This is a genomic window from Capnocytophaga gingivalis (genome assembly GCF_002302415.1).
GTDB classification, from domain to species: Bacteria; Bacteroidota; Bacteroidia; order Flavobacteriales; family Flavobacteriaceae; genus Capnocytophaga; species Capnocytophaga gingivalis.
In genome coordinates this window covers 2,494,149-2,510,250 of the sequence record NZ_CP022386.1, presented here as the reverse complement: position 1 = coordinate 2,510,250, position 16,102 = coordinate 2,494,149, and the positions used below count along the sequence as shown (strand labels likewise).

29 protein-coding genes and 2 pseudogenes are annotated in these 16,102 nt (G+C 31.1%); 7 read left to right on the top strand and 24 right to left on the bottom strand.

The window, feature by feature from the left end; translation table 11 throughout:
• Positions 1–39: 39 nt before the first annotated feature.
• The 3 genes from rpsU to CGC50_RS11915 all read left to right on the top strand — a co-directional run bounded on the left by rpsU (position 40) and on the right by CGC50_RS11915 (position 1,565).
• Positions 40–234: a 30S ribosomal protein S21 gene (gene rpsU, locus CGC50_RS11925; protein ID WP_002669569.1), complete on the top strand. Its 195-nt coding sequence runs from the start codon at positions 40–42 to the stop codon at positions 232–234.
• Between the two features lie 64 nt (positions 235–298).
• Complete coding sequence (locus CGC50_RS11920; protein WP_095910978.1) at positions 299–796, top strand: DUF6452 family protein; 498 nt, start codon at positions 299–301, stop codon at positions 794–796.
• The gene (locus tag CGC50_RS11915; protein ID WP_095910977.1) at positions 762–1,565 is read left to right on the top strand and encodes a DUF6048 family protein; all 804 of its coding nucleotides are present in this window, start codon (positions 762–764) and stop codon (positions 1,563–1,565) included. Before CGC50_RS11920 ends, CGC50_RS11915 begins: the two co-directional genes overlap by 35 nt.
• 160 nt (positions 1,566–1,725) lie before the next feature.
• Here CGC50_RS11915 and CGC50_RS13710 read toward each other — a convergent pair.
• A pseudogene (locus CGC50_RS13710) lies at positions 1,726–1,887 on the bottom strand (IS1595 family transposase); the annotation flags it as partial.
• On the opposite strand from CGC50_RS13710, the gene CGC50_RS11910 reads away from it, so the two are divergent.
• Positions 1,856–2,053 carry a hypothetical protein gene (locus tag CGC50_RS11910; protein ID WP_095910976.1) on the top strand — a complete coding sequence of 66 codons (198 nt, stop codon included), beginning with the start codon at positions 1,856–1,858 and terminating at the stop codon, positions 2,051–2,053. The pseudogene CGC50_RS13710 and the gene CGC50_RS11910 overlap by 32 nt on opposite strands.
• 6 nt (positions 2,054–2,059) lie before the next feature.
• Here CGC50_RS11910 and CGC50_RS11905 read toward each other — a convergent pair whose 3' ends face one another.
• From CGC50_RS11905 to CGC50_RS11880, 6 genes are all read right to left on the bottom strand, one after another.
• Positions 2,060–2,995, bottom strand: a complete 936-nt coding sequence (locus CGC50_RS11905; RefSeq protein ID WP_034544229.1) for a DUF7738 domain-containing protein — start codon at positions 2,993–2,995, stop codon at positions 2,060–2,062.
• A 14-nt stretch (positions 2,996–3,009) separates the two neighbouring features.
• Positions 3,010–3,324, bottom strand: a complete 315-nt coding sequence (locus CGC50_RS11900) for a hypothetical protein (protein ID WP_095910975.1) — start codon at positions 3,322–3,324, stop codon at positions 3,010–3,012.
• A gap of 20 nt (positions 3,325–3,344) precedes the next feature.
• A complete protein-coding gene (locus CGC50_RS11895; RefSeq protein ID WP_095910974.1) occupies positions 3,345–3,878 on the bottom strand; it encodes a hypothetical protein in 534 nt (177 codons plus the stop codon).
• Positions 3,879–3,891: 13 nt separating this feature from the next.
• Positions 3,892–4,236, bottom strand: coding sequence for a hypothetical protein (locus tag CGC50_RS11890; protein ID WP_232781136.1), 345 nt, complete (start codon positions 4,234–4,236; stop codon positions 3,892–3,894).
• A complete protein-coding gene (locus tag CGC50_RS11885) occupies positions 4,233–4,883 on the bottom strand; it encodes an SH3 domain-containing protein (protein WP_095910973.1) in 651 nt (216 codons plus the stop codon). Before CGC50_RS11885 ends, CGC50_RS11890 begins: the two co-directional genes overlap by 4 nt.
• 172 nt (positions 4,884–5,055) lie before the next feature.
• Positions 5,056–5,511: a hypothetical protein gene (locus tag CGC50_RS11880; protein ID WP_157909467.1), complete on the bottom strand. Its 456-nt coding sequence runs from the start codon at positions 5,509–5,511 to the stop codon at positions 5,056–5,058.
• Between the two features lie 213 nt (positions 5,512–5,724).
• Between CGC50_RS11880 and CGC50_RS13825 the strand changes: the two genes are divergently transcribed.
• Positions 5,725–5,874 (top strand): hypothetical protein, encoded by a 150-nt coding sequence (locus tag CGC50_RS13825; RefSeq protein ID WP_157909466.1) that lies wholly within the window; start codon positions 5,725–5,727, stop codon positions 5,872–5,874.
• Between the two features lie 3 nt (positions 5,875–5,877).
• Here the strand turns inward: CGC50_RS13825 and CGC50_RS11875 are convergent, their stop codons facing one another.
• The 12 genes from CGC50_RS11875 to CGC50_RS13965 form a co-directional block, all read right to left on the bottom strand.
• Positions 5,878–6,381 (bottom strand): hypothetical protein, encoded by a 504-nt coding sequence (locus CGC50_RS11875; protein WP_095910971.1) that lies wholly within the window; start codon positions 6,379–6,381, stop codon positions 5,878–5,880.
• A gap of 161 nt (positions 6,382–6,542) precedes the next feature.
• On the bottom strand, positions 6,543–7,028 hold the full coding sequence (locus CGC50_RS11870) for a hypothetical protein (protein WP_232781134.1): 486 nt from the start codon (positions 7,026–7,028) through the stop codon (positions 6,543–6,545).
• A 71-nt stretch (positions 7,029–7,099) separates the two neighbouring features.
• Positions 7,100–7,627, bottom strand: coding sequence for a hypothetical protein (locus tag CGC50_RS11865; RefSeq protein WP_016421276.1), 528 nt, complete (start codon positions 7,625–7,627; stop codon positions 7,100–7,102).
• 22 nt (positions 7,628–7,649) lie between these two features.
• The gene (locus tag CGC50_RS11860; RefSeq protein ID WP_095910969.1) at positions 7,650–8,129 is read right to left on the bottom strand and encodes a hypothetical protein; all 480 of its coding nucleotides are present in this window, start codon (positions 8,127–8,129) and stop codon (positions 7,650–7,652) included.
• Positions 8,130–8,315: 186 nt separating this feature from the next.
• The gene (locus CGC50_RS11855; protein ID WP_232781133.1) at positions 8,316–8,801 is read right to left on the bottom strand and encodes a hypothetical protein; all 486 of its coding nucleotides are present in this window, start codon (positions 8,799–8,801) and stop codon (positions 8,316–8,318) included.
• Between the two features lie 71 nt (positions 8,802–8,872).
• Positions 8,873–9,406 (bottom strand): hypothetical protein, encoded by a 534-nt coding sequence (locus CGC50_RS11850; protein ID WP_095910967.1) that lies wholly within the window; start codon positions 9,404–9,406, stop codon positions 8,873–8,875.
• Positions 9,407–9,419: 13 nt separating this feature from the next.
• Complete coding sequence (locus tag CGC50_RS11845) at positions 9,420–9,764, bottom strand: hypothetical protein (protein WP_232781131.1); 345 nt, start codon at positions 9,762–9,764, stop codon at positions 9,420–9,422.
• Between the two features lie 40 nt (positions 9,765–9,804).
• A complete protein-coding gene (locus CGC50_RS11840) occupies positions 9,805–10,377 on the bottom strand; it encodes a hypothetical protein (protein WP_129588232.1) in 573 nt (190 codons plus the stop codon).
• Positions 10,362–10,511: a hypothetical protein gene (locus tag CGC50_RS13820; protein WP_157909465.1), complete on the bottom strand. Its 150-nt coding sequence runs from the start codon at positions 10,509–10,511 to the stop codon at positions 10,362–10,364. The genes CGC50_RS11840 and CGC50_RS13820 overlap by 16 nt, the downstream gene beginning before the upstream one ends.
• A gap of 54 nt (positions 10,512–10,565) precedes the next feature.
• Positions 10,566–11,174 (bottom strand): hypothetical protein, encoded by a 609-nt coding sequence (locus CGC50_RS11835; protein WP_095910965.1) that lies wholly within the window; start codon positions 11,172–11,174, stop codon positions 10,566–10,568.
• A 78-nt stretch (positions 11,175–11,252) separates the two neighbouring features.
• A complete protein-coding gene (locus CGC50_RS11830) occupies positions 11,253–11,741 on the bottom strand; it encodes a hypothetical protein (RefSeq protein ID WP_095910964.1) in 489 nt (162 codons plus the stop codon).
• Complete coding sequence (locus tag CGC50_RS13965) at positions 11,716–12,138, bottom strand: hypothetical protein (protein WP_095910963.1); 423 nt, start codon at positions 12,136–12,138, stop codon at positions 11,716–11,718. The genes CGC50_RS11830 and CGC50_RS13965 overlap by 26 nt, the downstream gene beginning before the upstream one ends.
• Between CGC50_RS13965 and CGC50_RS14195 the strand changes: the two genes are divergently transcribed.
• Positions 12,131–12,298: a hypothetical protein gene (locus tag CGC50_RS14195; protein WP_232781130.1), complete on the top strand. Its 168-nt coding sequence runs from the start codon at positions 12,131–12,133 to the stop codon at positions 12,296–12,298. The two genes, CGC50_RS13965 and CGC50_RS14195, sit on opposite strands and share 8 nt — an antisense overlap.
• Positions 12,299–12,471: 173 nt before the next feature.
• On the opposite strand, the gene CGC50_RS11820 is transcribed toward CGC50_RS14195, so the two are convergent.
• From CGC50_RS11820 to CGC50_RS11810, 3 genes are read right to left on the bottom strand one after another with little or no spacing between them, the layout of a single operon-like run.
• Entirely contained in the window at positions 12,472–13,014 is a 543-nt protein-coding gene (locus tag CGC50_RS11820) for a hypothetical protein (RefSeq protein WP_095910962.1), read from the bottom strand.
• Positions 13,015–13,073: 59 nt separating this feature from the next.
• Positions 13,074–13,616, bottom strand: coding sequence for a hypothetical protein (locus CGC50_RS11815; RefSeq protein ID WP_095910961.1), 543 nt, complete (start codon positions 13,614–13,616; stop codon positions 13,074–13,076).
• A 59-nt stretch (positions 13,617–13,675) separates the two neighbouring features.
• The gene (locus tag CGC50_RS11810) at positions 13,676–14,224 is read right to left on the bottom strand and encodes a hypothetical protein (protein ID WP_095910960.1); all 549 of its coding nucleotides are present in this window, start codon (positions 14,222–14,224) and stop codon (positions 13,676–13,678) included.
• 59 nt (positions 14,225–14,283) lie between these two features.
• Here CGC50_RS11810 and CGC50_RS14190 point away from each other — a divergent pair, with 59 nt between their 5' ends.
• Complete coding sequence (locus tag CGC50_RS14190) at positions 14,284–14,484, top strand: hypothetical protein (protein ID WP_009641995.1); 201 nt, start codon at positions 14,284–14,286, stop codon at positions 14,482–14,484.
• A 132-nt stretch (positions 14,485–14,616) separates the two neighbouring features.
• Here CGC50_RS14190 and CGC50_RS11800 read toward each other — a convergent pair.
• Positions 14,617–15,146: pseudogene (locus CGC50_RS11800) on the bottom strand (hypothetical protein).
• A 4-nt stretch (positions 15,147–15,150) separates the two neighbouring features.
• Complete coding sequence (locus CGC50_RS11795) at positions 15,151–16,095, bottom strand: WG repeat-containing protein (RefSeq protein WP_095910959.1); 945 nt, start codon at positions 16,093–16,095, stop codon at positions 15,151–15,153.
• Positions 16,096–16,102: the final 7 nt, after the last annotated feature.

The window sequence follows — 16,102 nt, the reverse complement described above, 5'->3', positions numbered from 1 at the left end:
TGTATCTTTGCGCCCGTAAATGAAAGGAGGTGTTATACTATGCTAATCATACCAGTAAAAGAAGGAGAAAACATTGATAGAGCTCTAAAGCGCTACAAGAGAAAGTTCGACCGAGTAGGAATCGTTCGTGAACTTCGTGCACGTCAGCACTTTACTAAGCCCTCCGTACTTCGCCGTAGCGTAATCCAAAGAGCGGAGTTCATCCAACAACTAAGAGATGCTGAAGAAATATAAATTTCTTTATAATAGAAAATCCCTGTCTCACAGGGATTTTTTTGTATAAAACAAAAATGAATCCATGAAAAAATTTGCTTTGCTATGCTCCTTTTTGGCGCTTGCCAGTTGTGAAAATGATGATATCTGTGATGACTCTGTAGTAACTCCTCGCCTTATTGTACGTGTGTATGATAAGGATACCCCTACCCGTACCAAAACGGTCAATAGTCTCCTTGTCGTGGGGAATAATCAAAATACCCCTACTCAACCCATCACCACCACGGATTCCTTAGTTCTCCCTCTAAAACTCTCCTCTGGTGAGTCTTCTTTTATCTTGGTAAAGGATGCCGCTGTGGATAGCTTAGGACGCATCACTCGTGGAAGTCAAGTAGCACTGAAAATACAGGCCAATGCTTCCCAGTTGTTTGCTAATAAGGGCTGTGGATACAAGGTGGTATATGACCAAGTCTCCGCCTCTATCGACTCTATTGCAGGAAATACACGTTGGATTGATCGAGTACAAGTAATGTTTAGAAAAGTTGAAGATGAAAAAAAAGCTACTATTCGTATTTATTATTAGCCTCTTATCTGTATCTTATGGATTTACTCAGGAGAACAAACTAAAACCGGTGGATTCTCTTACTAAAAAGGATAAAATCAAAGAAATTCCTTCTGAAAAGCTCGAAGGTATAAGCCCTGACAAGATATACTATCAGCATTATGGCTTGCGTATAGGCACGGATATTTCCCGACCTATCCGCTCCCTCTTGGACAAAAGTTACCAAGGGCTGGAACTCGTAGGCGATTACCGCCTGAACTATCGCTATTACTTGGCTGGAGAAATAGGCAAAGAACGCAAGGTCAGCGAAAACAACTATTTCGACTTCACTACCAATGGACAATATATCAAGTTTGGTATCGATTATAATTCGTATACCAACTGGTATGGTATGGAGAATATGATCTATTTCGGGGCGCGCTATGGCTTTTCTATCTTCAATCAGGAGGTGACCCGTTACAGCGTACATACCCTTCGCAATTATTGGAATGAATCTCTCATAGGTACCCAATCGGATATACTAACCTCTTACCAAGGGCGCACCGCTCATTGGCTCGAAGGTATCTTAGGTATCAAAGTAGAACTCTTCAAGCACTTCTATGCAGGAGCCTCCCTAAGATTCAGCTTCTTACTCTACCAGAATAAGGACAACTTCCCCAACTTCTGGATCCCTGGGGTACAGCGTGTATGGGAAGGAAGCAATATAGGAATCAACTATAACTATACCCTTTCCTATATGATCCCTCTCTACAAAAAAGCTAAGGAAAAAACCTACAAAAATGACAAATGATTAATCAGCAATGATTAGTGGGACATTCTCTGCCCTATCACCCATTTTTATACTTTATTTTTCATCCTTCATTTATCCAAACAACCACTCCCAAAAGTGCTTCTTATCCTTATTTAAGTTTTGAAAGCTATTTTAGTTTATAATTTATTGAGGTGTCAAGTTAAGGGCATACCAACTGAGATTGGAAAATAGGTTTTCTTTCAATCAATCTTTTTATTAGATTGTTAAAGATAGTATCTTTATTTTGTGAGCGATTGATTCTAAAACTATACTCAGCTAAATAGCGGTCTATGTTAAATTCTGATACCCAAGAATATATACCTCAAATCCTCTCCTTTACCGATGCCAACGGCAACGACACCACTAAAGAACAAGTAGAAGCCAACTACCGCCAAATAAAGTTAGATATCATTGAAATTATTGAACGCGAAAAAGAACGTATCGCCAACGACCTTGAGCTGAGGCATTTGGTGGAGAAGGAGGGATAAATACTGTTACTTAGATATAATGATTTTCTCCACAAAATCTATACTACCAACCTCATCAGGAGAGCGGTAATCGATAGATCCTTCATTAGTCATACGATTAAAGGTAATATGAACTTCGTAAGATCTATTCCTCCTACTCCATTGTTTTGAATCACCAGGGTCATCATAGTATGCACCTTCAAGCCCCAATTGTTTTACCATTTTATCCCAATCAGTTGCTTTTAGTTGTGAGAAATCACAAGTATTTCCATTATAAGTGATTTTTCCTTTAAAAGCACCTTTGGGAAGACTTCTTGTGTAATCTTCATAGTCCTTTTTCTCTGCTGCTATGGCTTTTGGCTGGCTATTAGGTTTATTTTTGCTAAAAGGACTCCTTATGGCTCGCATAGGTAGAGGGAATATACAAATTCTTGCAATAGTATCGCTTGTACCTCGTGTAGAAATATTAAAGCCTAATTCATCCCATATATAAAAAGTAGATAGCACTTTCTCTGGGTATTCCTTCACATACAGGCTATCATACATTCCTTGTGCTCTTATCATCTCTTTTTCTGAGGAGTATTCGGTGGCGCTTATATCTACATTCTCGTAGTCTTCTTTACTCTTGAAAAAACGAATACCACCATCATCTTCACTATACCAATAAGCCAGAGCTCCTTTTTTCCAATACCAACGCTTTGAAATAGAGGTGTTTTCAATCATTTCTTCTTTTCTATAAGGTACATTGATGATTCCTATCAACTCCTGTATTGAGTTTGTTAAAAGGAACTGCTTCCCGTTGTAGTACAATATAGTATCTTCTTCCACACGGAAGTGATTTCCTGTATCAGAAGTGTAGTTTTTAGTACTGAGTGTATCAATATTAGGACTGTTAGATGAATATCCTGTAAATTGTTGGCAACTAACAGATAGAATAGAAAATAGGTATATAATATTTCTCATATTACAATATAATTTTAATGATTATGATGGACTTTTGTATTTAATAGATTAGAATCCATATTATTTTTTTTCCATAATACTTTAAGTTTGTTTCTTAAGAAAATTATTCCATCTGCATTATTTTTTATAGAAAAATCTAGAAGATTTTCATTGTTATTAGTATGTCGACGAAAATTGGAGAAGGTGTGATTTAAACCTAAACTATGCATTAATTCGTGGGCTATAGTTGTTCTGTTGGCATCACCATAACACATTGAAATATTTTTATCAGACTCACCTAATAGTTCATCTTCTTCCACAAAACGTGGTTTTCCAAAAGTAATACTCATAGTTTTATTATTTTTAAAGATTAGTATTTTAATCCATTACGCATATAATGCTTGATTTTTGTATCGCTATCAATAGGAGTACCCTCACTCCTAATTATTTTTGAATTCATAACAACTCCTTTTTCCATATATACAAAGATATAATAATAATCGTGGCAATATTTACTATAACACATTGTGTATAATTCAATTGCGATATAGGTGTTGTTATTCTGTTTTTTAGACCAAAGCCACATAGGTATACAACTATAAATTTCATCAATTTCCTCTAATTGTATAACTTGATTATTAATCTTTAAAAAAGGATTGTTTTTTAATTTTTCTTTTATAACATGAGTACATTTATGATAACCTAATGAACCATTTGCTGTATTAATGCATAAATAAATATGATCACCCATAATATCTTCATCAACGACATAATAGCTATCACCATCATCTGACTCACCCCAACAACAAGACTCGGATATGTCTTTTGAGGAATATGTCTTCTTATTCTGAGCAAAAATAACACATTGAGTTAATAGTAATAAAATAATAAAACTTTTCTTCATAATTCTTTATAACCTAATTCTGTTGTTTTATAGAATAATGTTGGCAAACCTTTTTTAGTTTTATGTATAAGGTTTGTCCTTCTTGTGAGGCACTAATCTGTATGCGTATCCCATTAGGAGTAACAGCGTGGCACTCTTCAAGGGTTAGTTGCAGCTGATTGTAGTGATCCATCAGCACGTGCATCTTTACCGCATCGCCTTCCATAGGTTGTAAGCCATAGTTAAGGTCTGTGGTTTGCAAGGCTATGGCATCTCTAACGCTATCGGTAACAAAATCCTGCACAGCAATAAAATGGCTGCTGCTTAGCTTCATTCCGTCTATCCAATTCACAGGATAATGGGTGAGTAGATTGTTCATTGTATAATTTCTATTTTTATATTATTTTTATGAATATATCCTTTTATTCCATCTGTTGTTATAATTAATAACCAATCGTCTTCGTCTTCAACTACTCTTACTTCTTCTCCGTTTCTTATCTTACTTATAGTATAGGAAGATGAATTTGCTTCTTTTTTTATTTCTATATTTCTTTTCTTTCCATTAATATAATAGTAAGTATCATATTTTTTTAGGAAAGATTTTAAACTTTCCCTATTGTCATGTCTCATAGTAGTATCTGCTATAATCTTTTCTAATATTCCCTTGACCTCTTTGTCTTTTTTTTCTACAAGATAAACGAAATAGGGTCCTGAAATATTATTATATGTTCTATATTCATCTTTCACTTCATTTAGAGCATGTTTATAAAAACTATCTTTGATCTTTTCTAATATTTTTAATTTACGAGCTGTTGTATCATTATCTCCAAATGTTATTTTTATCATTTTTGACAAATATAAATTCCGAAAATCCCATTCTGATAAGATATTGTCAAACTCATCATCTCCAATGTCTATTTTTTCTGCATTATGATACAAAAAAGTTATTAATTCTTTATCTTCTATCGTTTGACTATAGCTATTAAAAGTTACTATTAAAAAAAGTATTATAATTTTCCAGTCCATTTTGTTTCTTCTATATTTTTGTTATTCCAATTAGATTCTTCTACTTCTCTTTCTTCAAGAATTATTTTCACATTATTCCAATATTTTTAAGAGGCTTTGTCCCTTAAATAATTCCATAATACATTAATTTTCAGAGTGCAAATATATGAAATTATTTTGACGCCTCAATTAATTATTTAAATTTGTATACATAAATTCTATTATCTTCTTTAGGATAGACCATTATAAGCCTATCTTTTAAAAACACTTCAAAGTTCCTAATTGTATCTTTTCCGTCTATAAGGCAATCCTGCTTCTTATCTATTAGAACTTTATTACTATATCCTTCTTCTTTGATAACAGATTTTCCAAAATCATTATCTCTTGAATAAACGATAAAACCCTCTGCAGCACCATCATATATTTGCAAAATACCTAAACTATCGTAAATAACTTTTTCTTCAACAACATATTTAGTTTCTCTTATCATTTCCACTTGTGATTGTTCAACTGTAATGTTTTTTTTCTCAAAAACTCTTTCTCTTTCATAAATAAATGTGCCTTCTTTTAGCATCTCTAATTTCTTAGAAGTGTTGTTGCAACTAATAAATAACAAAACAATTGTTACTAAATTTATAATCTTACTCATCTTATTGATTTTTTAAGGTTCTTAATTCTTCTACTTTACCTCTTTTCTCAACAACCACTTGTATAGCTCTCCCTTCTGCTTGTCCTACAATATATTTTTGAGGTGTCTATTTAGCTACATACTAATTGACTTTGAGAAATGGGAGAACGTTCTACAATTCTTTTCATTAATCTGTTAAAGATAGTCTCTTTAACAATCTAATAAAAAGATTGATTGAAAGAAAACCTATTTTCCAATCTCAGTTGGTACGCCCTTAACTTGACACCTCAAAAGTTAGATGTCGTTGAAATCATTGAACGCGAAAAAGAACGTATCACCAACGACCCTGAACTGAGGCATTTGGTAGAGAAGAAAGGGGAATAAAGTTTATAAACTTCCTCTTATTTTCTCATAATACTCCATCACAAACTTCAAGTCTTCTGGAAGTGAGTTACGATCTATAGACCATAGTATATCTGGATTTGTGTTATTCTTGTTAAAAAATAATGCAATATAAAAAAACTCCTCATCACAAATAGGTATATAATTTAAAAAATTAAAATTATTATTATCTAAATATTTGTAAGGTATCTTTTCAAAAAAAAACTCATTATTTTTAGTGATACTTTTTTTAATATTTGATTCTATAACAAGAGTATCCTTATATATATTTTCAAATAAACAAACACTATCTCTAGTTAGAAAAATACCATTGATTGTATCATTTATACTAAAAGCCCGATCAGAGGGAATGTGATAGAAGGCTATTTTAGAAACCTGATGTTTAGTTGTTTTAAATTTAATAAATTTCTTATTGTAATATATATCTGTTACACCGCAAGAATTAGTACAAAAAAGAAAAAAATAATAAGATAAAAATAAATACTTCATAAGACTAATAATTAAAAATTAAACTTCTATCTCTTCTCATTATTTCCCATTGCCATTTAAAAAAGAATACATCTTTCCTTTGAAATCATTATCGCTTGAATCAGGAGCATTTACCTTCTTCCACAAAACGTGGTTTTCCAAAAGTAATACTCATAGTTTTATTATTTTAAAAACTTAAAACCATTGTTGCTCATATATGACTTTATTTTCTTATCCGTGAGTTCGTTGTGCGGTCCTACTACTATTGCTTTGACTTCTTTAACCTTATTGTCATATAGATGCACAAAAATATAGATATAAGTTGTGCAATTCTTTATATAACAAGCAACACGCATTTCAATGGCTACATAAGTATCCTTTCTGTTTTTTGAGCAATGTATAGCACGAGGAATACAATAGTCTAATGCAAGTTCCTCTTTGTCAAACCTCACTTGCTGCTTATTGATGGTTAGAAAATATCCGTTGTCTATACTGTGTTTTGGGATAGTAGGACACTCTGGCTCTCTCCTTCTAACATTCTTCGTATCAATAAGCATATAGATGTCATTATCTAATGCTTTGATGTTTATCACATACCTGCCAAAAGAATCGTTTAGAAGCCCCCAACAATAGGGATTATCAAACAAATCTATTTTAGCATACCTCACATTTTGCTGTGAATATGCTATATTAAAAAACAGAAACAAACAAAGAAATCTCATTTTATTATTTTTAAAGATTAGTATTTTAATCCATTACGCATATAATGCTTAATTTGTTTATCAGATAAGGGGGATTCTGTATCTATTATTTTATAATTATTTATCTTATTATTATGTAAATACATTAAAATATAATAATATGAATTACAAGAACTGCTATAACACAATATATAGAGACGAATTGCTATGTAAAAATCACTCTTATATTTTTTACACCACATCCAATCTGGCACACAATAATCTATTGCATCAATATTCTTTAGCTCAAGTTCTTGATTATCTATGTGTATAGATAAATTTTCTATTTTTTTACTAATTGAAATTGTACATTCCTGTTCTCTTGCTTTTTCATTCCTTGTAGGAAGTATCATATAAATCCTCTTGCCTTGAATTTGAGTGTTAAGATGGTAATAATTAATATTCCCTATTGTGCTTCCCCAGCAACATATATCATATATACTTTTTTTCTGGAAAACAGATTTATCTTGTGCACTTACAACTTGAATGAAATTAAATATTATAATATATAAAATTCTAACATTCATAGTTTTATTATTTTTAAAGGCGTTAATATTTTAATCTATTACGCATATAATGCTTGATTTGTTTATCAGATAGTTCATCACAGCTCAAGTATAAAATCTTGTATTTACGAAAGGTATTGTTGTATAGATATAAAAAAATATAATAGTTCTCATATACCTTTGTATACCCTCGTATTGTTAATTGTATGGCAATATAGGTATCCCCATTTTCTCTTTTATAATAGATCCCTATAGGGGTGCATAACTCTACCCTATCTATCTCATCTAATGTTATGGTTTTCTTATTCACAACTAAAAATGGATTTTCAGATAATGTAGTCTTAGCAATATTACATTTATTTGCTGTTCGCCTATATGGGTTCTCAGTGTCAAATAGCATATAGATATGTGTACCCAAAATGTTTTGGTCAATTTCATATCTATTTAGGGTGTCATTTATAATTCCCCAACAATAGTTATTGATAAGACTCTTGTATCCAAAATTATTGTTTTGCCCTTTCATATATTGAAATATAAGGACAAATAGCAATAATAACTTATATTTCATCATAAACGAGTATTTTCTTTAGTTGTTTTGTAAAATAGTGTAGGTACATATGCGGATTTTTCATAATGTATAGAAACAGACACAAAATAACAATCTTCTTCAGAGTGACTATTTTCCCAGTTCTCAAAACCATATTTCTTATTATTTTAAAAACTTAAAACCATTGTTGCTCATATATGACTTTATTTTCTTATCCGTGAGTTCGTTGCGTAGCTCTCCTCCTATTGCTTTGACTTCCTTAACTTTATTGTCATGTAGATGCACAAAAATATAGCTAAAAGTCGTGCAATTCTTCATATAACAAGCAACACGCATCTCAATAGCAACATAAGTATCCTTCTTGTTTTTTGAGCAATATATAGCAAGAGGAATACAATAGTCTAATGCAAGTTCCTCTTTGTCAAACCTCACTTGCTGCTTATTGATGGTTAGAAAATATCCGTTGTCTATACTGTGTTTGGGGATAGAACACTCTGGCTCTCTCCTTCTATCATTCTTCGTATCAATAAGCATATAGATGTCATTATCTAATGCTTTGATGTTTATCACATACCTGCCAAAAGAATGGTTTAGAAGCCCCCAACAATAGGGAGGATTATCAATCAAATCTATTTTAGCATACCTCACATTTTGCTGTGAATACGTTATATTAAAAAATAGAAATAAACAAAGAAATCTCATTTTTTTATTTTTAAAGATTAGTATTTTAATCCATTACGCATATAATGCTTGATTTTTGTATCGCTATCAATACGAGTACCCTCACTCCTAATTATTTTTGAATTCATAACAACTCCTTTTTCCATATATACAAAGATATAATAATAATCATGGCAATATTTACTATAACACATTGTGTATAATTCAATTGCGATATAGGTGTTGTTATTCTGTTTTTTAGACCAAAGCCCCATAGGTATACAACTATAAATTTCATCAATTTCCTCTAATTGTATAACTTGATTATTAATCTTTAAAAAAGGATTGTTTTTTAATTTTTCTTTTATAACATTAGTACATTTATGATAACCTAATGAACCATTTGCTGTATTAATGCATAAATAAATATGATCACCCATAATATCTTCATCAACGACATAATAGCTATCACCATCATCTGACTCACCCCAACAACAAGACTCGTATAAGTCTTTTGTGGAATATGTCTTCTTATTCTGAGCAAAAATAATACATTGAGTTAATAGTAATAAAATAATAAAACTTTTCTTCATAACTTTTTATAACCTAATTCTGTTGTTTTATAGAATAATGTTGGCAAACCTTTTTCAGTTTTATGTATAAGGTTTGTCCTTCTTGTGAGGCACTGATTTGTATGCGTATTCCATTAGGAGTAACGGCGTGGCACTCTTCAAGGGTTAGTTGCAGGCAGTTGTAGTGATCCATCAGCACGTGCATCTTTACCGCATCGCCTTCCACTGGCTGTAAGCCATAGTTAAGGTCTGTGGTTTGCAAGGCTATGGCATCTCTAACACTATCGGTAACAAAGTCCTGCACAGCAATAAAATGGCTGCTGCTTAGCTTCATTCCGTCTATCCAATTCACAGGATAATGGGTGAGTAGATTGTTCATTGTATGATTTCTATTTTACTTATAAGTAGTTTTATACAAATTATTTAGTATATCTTTTAAAAAAAAGATTATTGTAATAAGGAGGAAGTATTTTAGCATATATTATATCTATTAATTTCCATTTCTTATAAGTAGGGTCATACATGTATATACAACATTTTGCTTTTTTCTTAATAGAAATACTTTCTTCTGTACAATTGTCCTTATTTACTAAATATTCTTTTTTTATTTGACAAGAGAAAATGAAGTACTCGTTAAATTTATCTTTCAGTAGTTTATAAATTTTTTTACTATCACTATCTAAATCAATGTTTTCAAAATCCCCTTTTGCATAAAACATTTTTCTCCAATATATTTTCAGATCATTCTCTTTAGGGATAAAGTGGATTGTAAAATATCCCTCATTAAAACAATCTATGTAGGACATTATAGGATGATCAGAAATATTAGATTCATCTATAATTAATGAATAAATGGCCTTCTCATATTTTTTATCAAAAAAATCAATTTGTGAGAACTTTAAATTTTCCTCTTTTTCTGATACAATCTGAGACATTAATACAGATGTATAAAAGAAAAAAAGCACAATAATTCTATTTAATTGCATTTCCATTTTTCATCGAATTTAGTTTTCCCCTGCTGGCGCGTTTCTTGTAGCTCGTGCCTAGTATAATAAGAGTGTGTCCTGCTGCTTAGCTTCATTCCGTCTATCCAATTTACAGGATAATGGGTGAGTAGATTGTTCATTGTTCTATATTGTTTTATTTTGAAATTCTTCTTAATATTTTGCTATTGGAATAACTACTTTTTATACTCATTTATTATATTTACATAATAATTTAAGGAAGGAATAATTGAAAAATTATTTTTTTCTTTTTTTATAAATTTCCACTGATTATTTTCATATAGATATATTTCATTAACAGCATTTTTAGATAATTCAAAATCTCCAGTATTTTTATCTATATGTTTTATATATTTATTACTTAAAAACACAACTAAAATATAGTAATTACCTCTTCTTTTATTAATAATTTTTTCAATGTCTCTGGAGTTTTTCAAATAGGGGTTGTTATTTTTGAAAAAACCTTTGTTATTATAAATACTCCAAAAAAAACGTTCTTTCTTTGTTTTCCCTATAAAATTAACAGAAAAAAAACCTTGCTTAATTTCCCCACTATAACTTGGAAATAACTCTCCCTGACCCAAATCAGATAATGAAATACTATCCTTTTTATTCCTTTCGTCTAAAAAATTTATACATGACAGATCTATAGTATCTCTCGTCTCTTTAATATTTTCTTTATAGCTCTCTATAAAGAAAGATTCTTTTGATATAAAGAAAGATTCTTTTGATATAATGATATTACAAATCCCCAAATATAAAACTATATTTAAAACTATTCTCATCTTGATATTATGTTACCTTGTTTTGTGTCATCAAATTTTGTTTTCATACTTTTACGCTGAAGCAATTCTAACTTCATATTATTTTTCAGGTTTATTCATTTCATATTCCTCCCATAAATCTTGATAGATTTGGTACATATCATTTAGTTTTGACAACTCTTTATTAGGGTAGTGATCTTGAATATCTATTTTATCATGAAAGTGGGTTTCGATATGTACTCTATACAAAACGGGTATATCACCACTATTAGTTAGAATTTGGAAATAGCATTTATCCATATAAGGAGACCAAAGATCAAGGGTTATAGTATCTAAAACTTTTACAGTGTTTATATTTAAGATATAAGTCCCAAGTGCATCTAAATAAACAGTGTCTTGTAGAAATAGTTTATATTTTTCTCCTTTTGAATAAATTGTTAAACAGTCAATATTTTTGTATTGATGCAATTCAAACCCTTTAAAGATTGTGTTCTTTTTTAGTTCTTTTGTGTGCTGATTTTTATCTGCTCCTTGATTAGTACAAGCAAATAGTAAAAATAAGCTACTTATGATTAGTACAGTTTTCATAATTTAATATTTTTGCAAAAAGTTTAGTATATTTAATTCTGTCATCTAATTCATTATCTCCTCCATTGATTATTTTGGTAACCTTTCTAATTGTCCTCTCATCAATTCCTGTTATAACGTCATTAATCTTATATTCTTTCCAAAACCAACCTGCACAGCCAACAGCTTTTATCATTACCGTAGAAACATCTTTCCTGAATTTTTCAACTTTTTCCATTGCAGCAATCAAATCATCTACATCTTTTCTAAACTTGTCATCCTTACCTTTTTCAATATATCTTTTATCCTTTTTACATTGAAGCTGTTTAAACTTTTTAGAGAAGTAAAAGTTCCCAAAAATTAGTAATTTTGTGTGTTTGAGAAAAAAAGAACACCAAAATTCAGCAGCTTTGGGCAAAGATACAATAAATAATTGGATTATTCTCTTTTTAAGTGTAGAAAAAAGATTTAGCTTTAATAAAGGAAAGCAACCAGATGTTTATTTGATGAAGAATTGTACAAAAATAGGTTTAAGATTGAACAAGCAAATGGTTGGCTTGACGGATATAAAGGTTTGATAATGAGATATGAGTATCTTGATGTAACTTGGATTGGAATGCTCTTATTAGGGTTTATCTCCAAGTTCCTTAAAAAAGTTTAAACACGTTTGTTGTGTATTTCTAAAAAATGTTGATTTTATAAGATAAAATTCTAAAATAGAGGGTTGGGATTTTTACTGCATAATCTGGGATTAATAATCTTTTAGAAACTCTTTTATATCTTTTTCTTTTATTAATGGTATAAATACTTTAAGACGTCCTTCTAATTTTTTCTTGTTGTCCTTAGTCGTAAAAGTAGGTTCTTTTTCATCTATATCACTATAATTAAAATATTTGACATCTATTAGACCTTCCTTTTTATCAGAGTCATTTTTTGATAGCAATATATATTCTTTTCCAACATATATGTAGAGTTTTTGATATTTACCTTTATAATAGTGCTTCACTAAGTTAATTTTATTTTTCACTACAAGGTTACCCTCTTCAAAGAAAGCTTTGTAATACTCGTCTTTATTTACAATAACTTTATACTTTCCTCTTAAAGGTTCTTTTGTACGTTTATCGATTCTAATATAATCATACATAATACTCCCATAGCCTTTAGTAGGAATAAGTCTCTTAACAATTTCTATATCTTTATTGTCTATTTTATTTATAAATAACTGACTATATAGATTCTGAGATATAAAAAAAGTAAATACTATTAAACCGAGTGTTTTTGTTGTCTTATTCATTATCAATTGGTTTTAAATCAGAGTCTTTTATCATTGTTTCCCATTGCTAACAAGCGAAACTAAAAATCTTTTAGAAACGCTTTTATATCTTTCTCTTTTATTAATGGTATAAATACTTTAAGACGTCCTTCTAATTCTTTCTTGTTGTCCTTAGTCGTAGAATTAGGTTCTTTTTCATCTATATCACTATAATTAAAATATTTGACATCTATTAGACCTTCCTTTTTATCAGAGTCATTTTTTGATAGCAATATATATTCTTTTCCAACATATATGTAGAGTTTTTGATATTTACCTTTATAGTAGTATTTCACTAAGTTAATTTTATTTTTCACTACAAGGTTACCCTCTTCAAAGAAAGCTTTGTAATACTCGTCTTTATTTACAATAACTTTATACTTTCCTCTTAAAGGTTCTTTTGTACGTTTATCTATTCTTATGTAATCGTACATAATACTCCCATAGCCTTTAGTAGGAATAAGTCTCTTAACAATCTCTATATCTTTATTGTCTATTTTTTTTATAAATAACTGGCTATATAGATTCTGAGATATAAAAAAAGCAAATACTATTAAACTGAGTGTTTTTATTGTCTTATTCATTATCAATTGGTTTTAAATCAGAGTCTTTTATCATTGTTTCCCATTGCTAACAAGCGAAACTAAAAATCTTTTAGAAACGCTTTTATATCTTTCTCTTTTATTGTTGGCATTATAGTTTTGAGAAACTCTGTAACTCCATTTTTTGAAACATACATATTAACAGCATTCTTCTCATCAAAATCGCCATTCTTAAAAGTCTGGATTCGTATTATATCATCGTTATCTATATTGCTTTTTGATAACAATATGTAGTTGTCCTTGAAATAAAAATAGAACTTCCATAATATACCTTTATAATAGTATTTAACTATATTGACCTTATCTTTAATGACAAGATTTCCCTTCTTAAAATATGCTATATAGAATTCATCTTTATCTATAATTACCTTGTATCTACCTCTTAGAGGTTTTTTAGTTACTTTATGGACTCTTATGTAATTATATTCGATGGTACTATACCCCCTTGAGCCTGTTTCCTTTGAAGGAATACTTTTTTTGATAACCTCTATATCCTTGCTATCTATTTTCTTCAAAAACTGGCTATATAGATTCTGAGATATAAAAAAAGTAAATACTATTAAACCGAGTGTTTTTGTTGTCTTATTCATTGAAGCTGTTTAAACTTTTTCTTATAATAAAATAAAAGTTCCCAAAAATTAGTAATTTTATGTTTGAGAAAAAACACCAAAATTCAGGAACTTTGGGCAAAGATACAATAAATAATTGGATTATTCCCTTTTTAAGTGTAGAAAAAAGAGGCTCATACTATTACAATCACAATTATCAATACAACCCCACACTTTGGAAAAGTTTTATTTATGTGGGCGTTTGCAGCACATACCCAGCTATCGCTGGCTTTCCTACATAACATATTCTAAAAGTAATTGATTGTCAGGTTTATAGACTTTGGCAAAGGTGTGAGCCACACGGGCAATTAAGGACTTTGCAAAAGTGTAGCGACTCACCTGAAACCTATTCCCTGAAACCTGAAACCTGACACCTAATTATAAATACCACTCACTATGGCAAAGGTTTGGGTGTGTGCTCGTAAAATAGAGGTGAGTTGTGGGGAATACCCTCCTCCCATTGAGCATTGTACGGGCAGGTGATACCGATGACACGTTTCAAAAACAAGGCGATCACGTTCACCGCAACCTTCTACGGTAAGCGATAACTCACCTAACTTATCGGTTGCCAGCACATCTACCCCTGCTTGATAAAACACAAAATCGGGTTGATGGGCTTCTATGAGCTGTGGCAAAATGTTGCGCAATATATCTAAAATTGTACAAAGCCAATGGGTAGCGCTTCTTTATGTGAAAGTGTTAAGTGTAAGAAATTGTGTAAGTAAGGTTGCGTATGCACCAAAGCCGCTGTAGCTTGTGTAGCTTTTTCGGGGGTGTGGAAGTTGGAGGCGCTTGCAATGCCTTCATAGAGGAGTTGTTGAGGCAAGAGGGCATACTTTTCCATCGGGAAACGATGGTTTTCGGGCACTGGATGATTGTATAATGGGTGATAGGCGATGTACATTAGGTTAAGGATAAAATAATTTGTGTGTTTTGTAGTATTCGGGGATGTATTCACAGCCTTCTATACAATTGCCTAAGGAATCTAACAGAAAGCAGGTCTCGATAGTGGTTTCTTTGGTAGGAAAAATACGCATTGAATCATCGCCTAATAGGTTGATAACATAAAAATCAATAGGGATAACGGTTTTTCTGTTGAAGTCGATAATGCCCTCTTTACCGTCTTTTACTACACGGATGTATTTCAGGTCGGAATCTTCCACTTCATCATAGATAAAAGGGATGATAACTTTGTTATTTTTATCGATATAGCCCCATTTGCCATTTTTCTTTGCGGCACAATAGTCGTCCGTAAAAAAATCATCTAATTCATCATACGCAAAGGGAATTATTACTGTCCCTTCGGTGTTGATATAGCCCCATTTGCCGCCTTTCTTTACTAAACACAAAGTTGGAGAAAGCCATTTTCCTTGATGAAAAGCTTCGGCTTCATCATAGATAAAGGGAAGTTCTTCTTCTGCATCTCTGTTGATAAAATCTCTGTTGATAAATCCCCACTTATCACCTTTTTTCACGGCTGCCATTGAGCCTGAGAATGTTTTGGCGCCATCGTAGATAAAAGGGATAACCACAGCTCCGTTTTCGTCTAAATAGCCGTATTTACCGTCTTTTTTAGCCCAAAGCCAATCCAAATTAAGGGATACACCACTTTGTATATCTTCATATTCAACGGGAATAAGCACTTTGCCATTGTGGTCTACCAAGCCAAATTTATGGTTCTTTCTTACTTTTACAACGCTATTTTCGCAGAGGGGCTCTACCCAATCATAATTAGCTTTCCAACTTTGAGAGGGCGTAGGTTGTACATCATTAATTTTCTTATCAGTTGTGGGGGACTGACATCCGAGAAAATTTAGAGATAAAAATAAGGAAAACAAGACTATATGTTTCATTTATCAA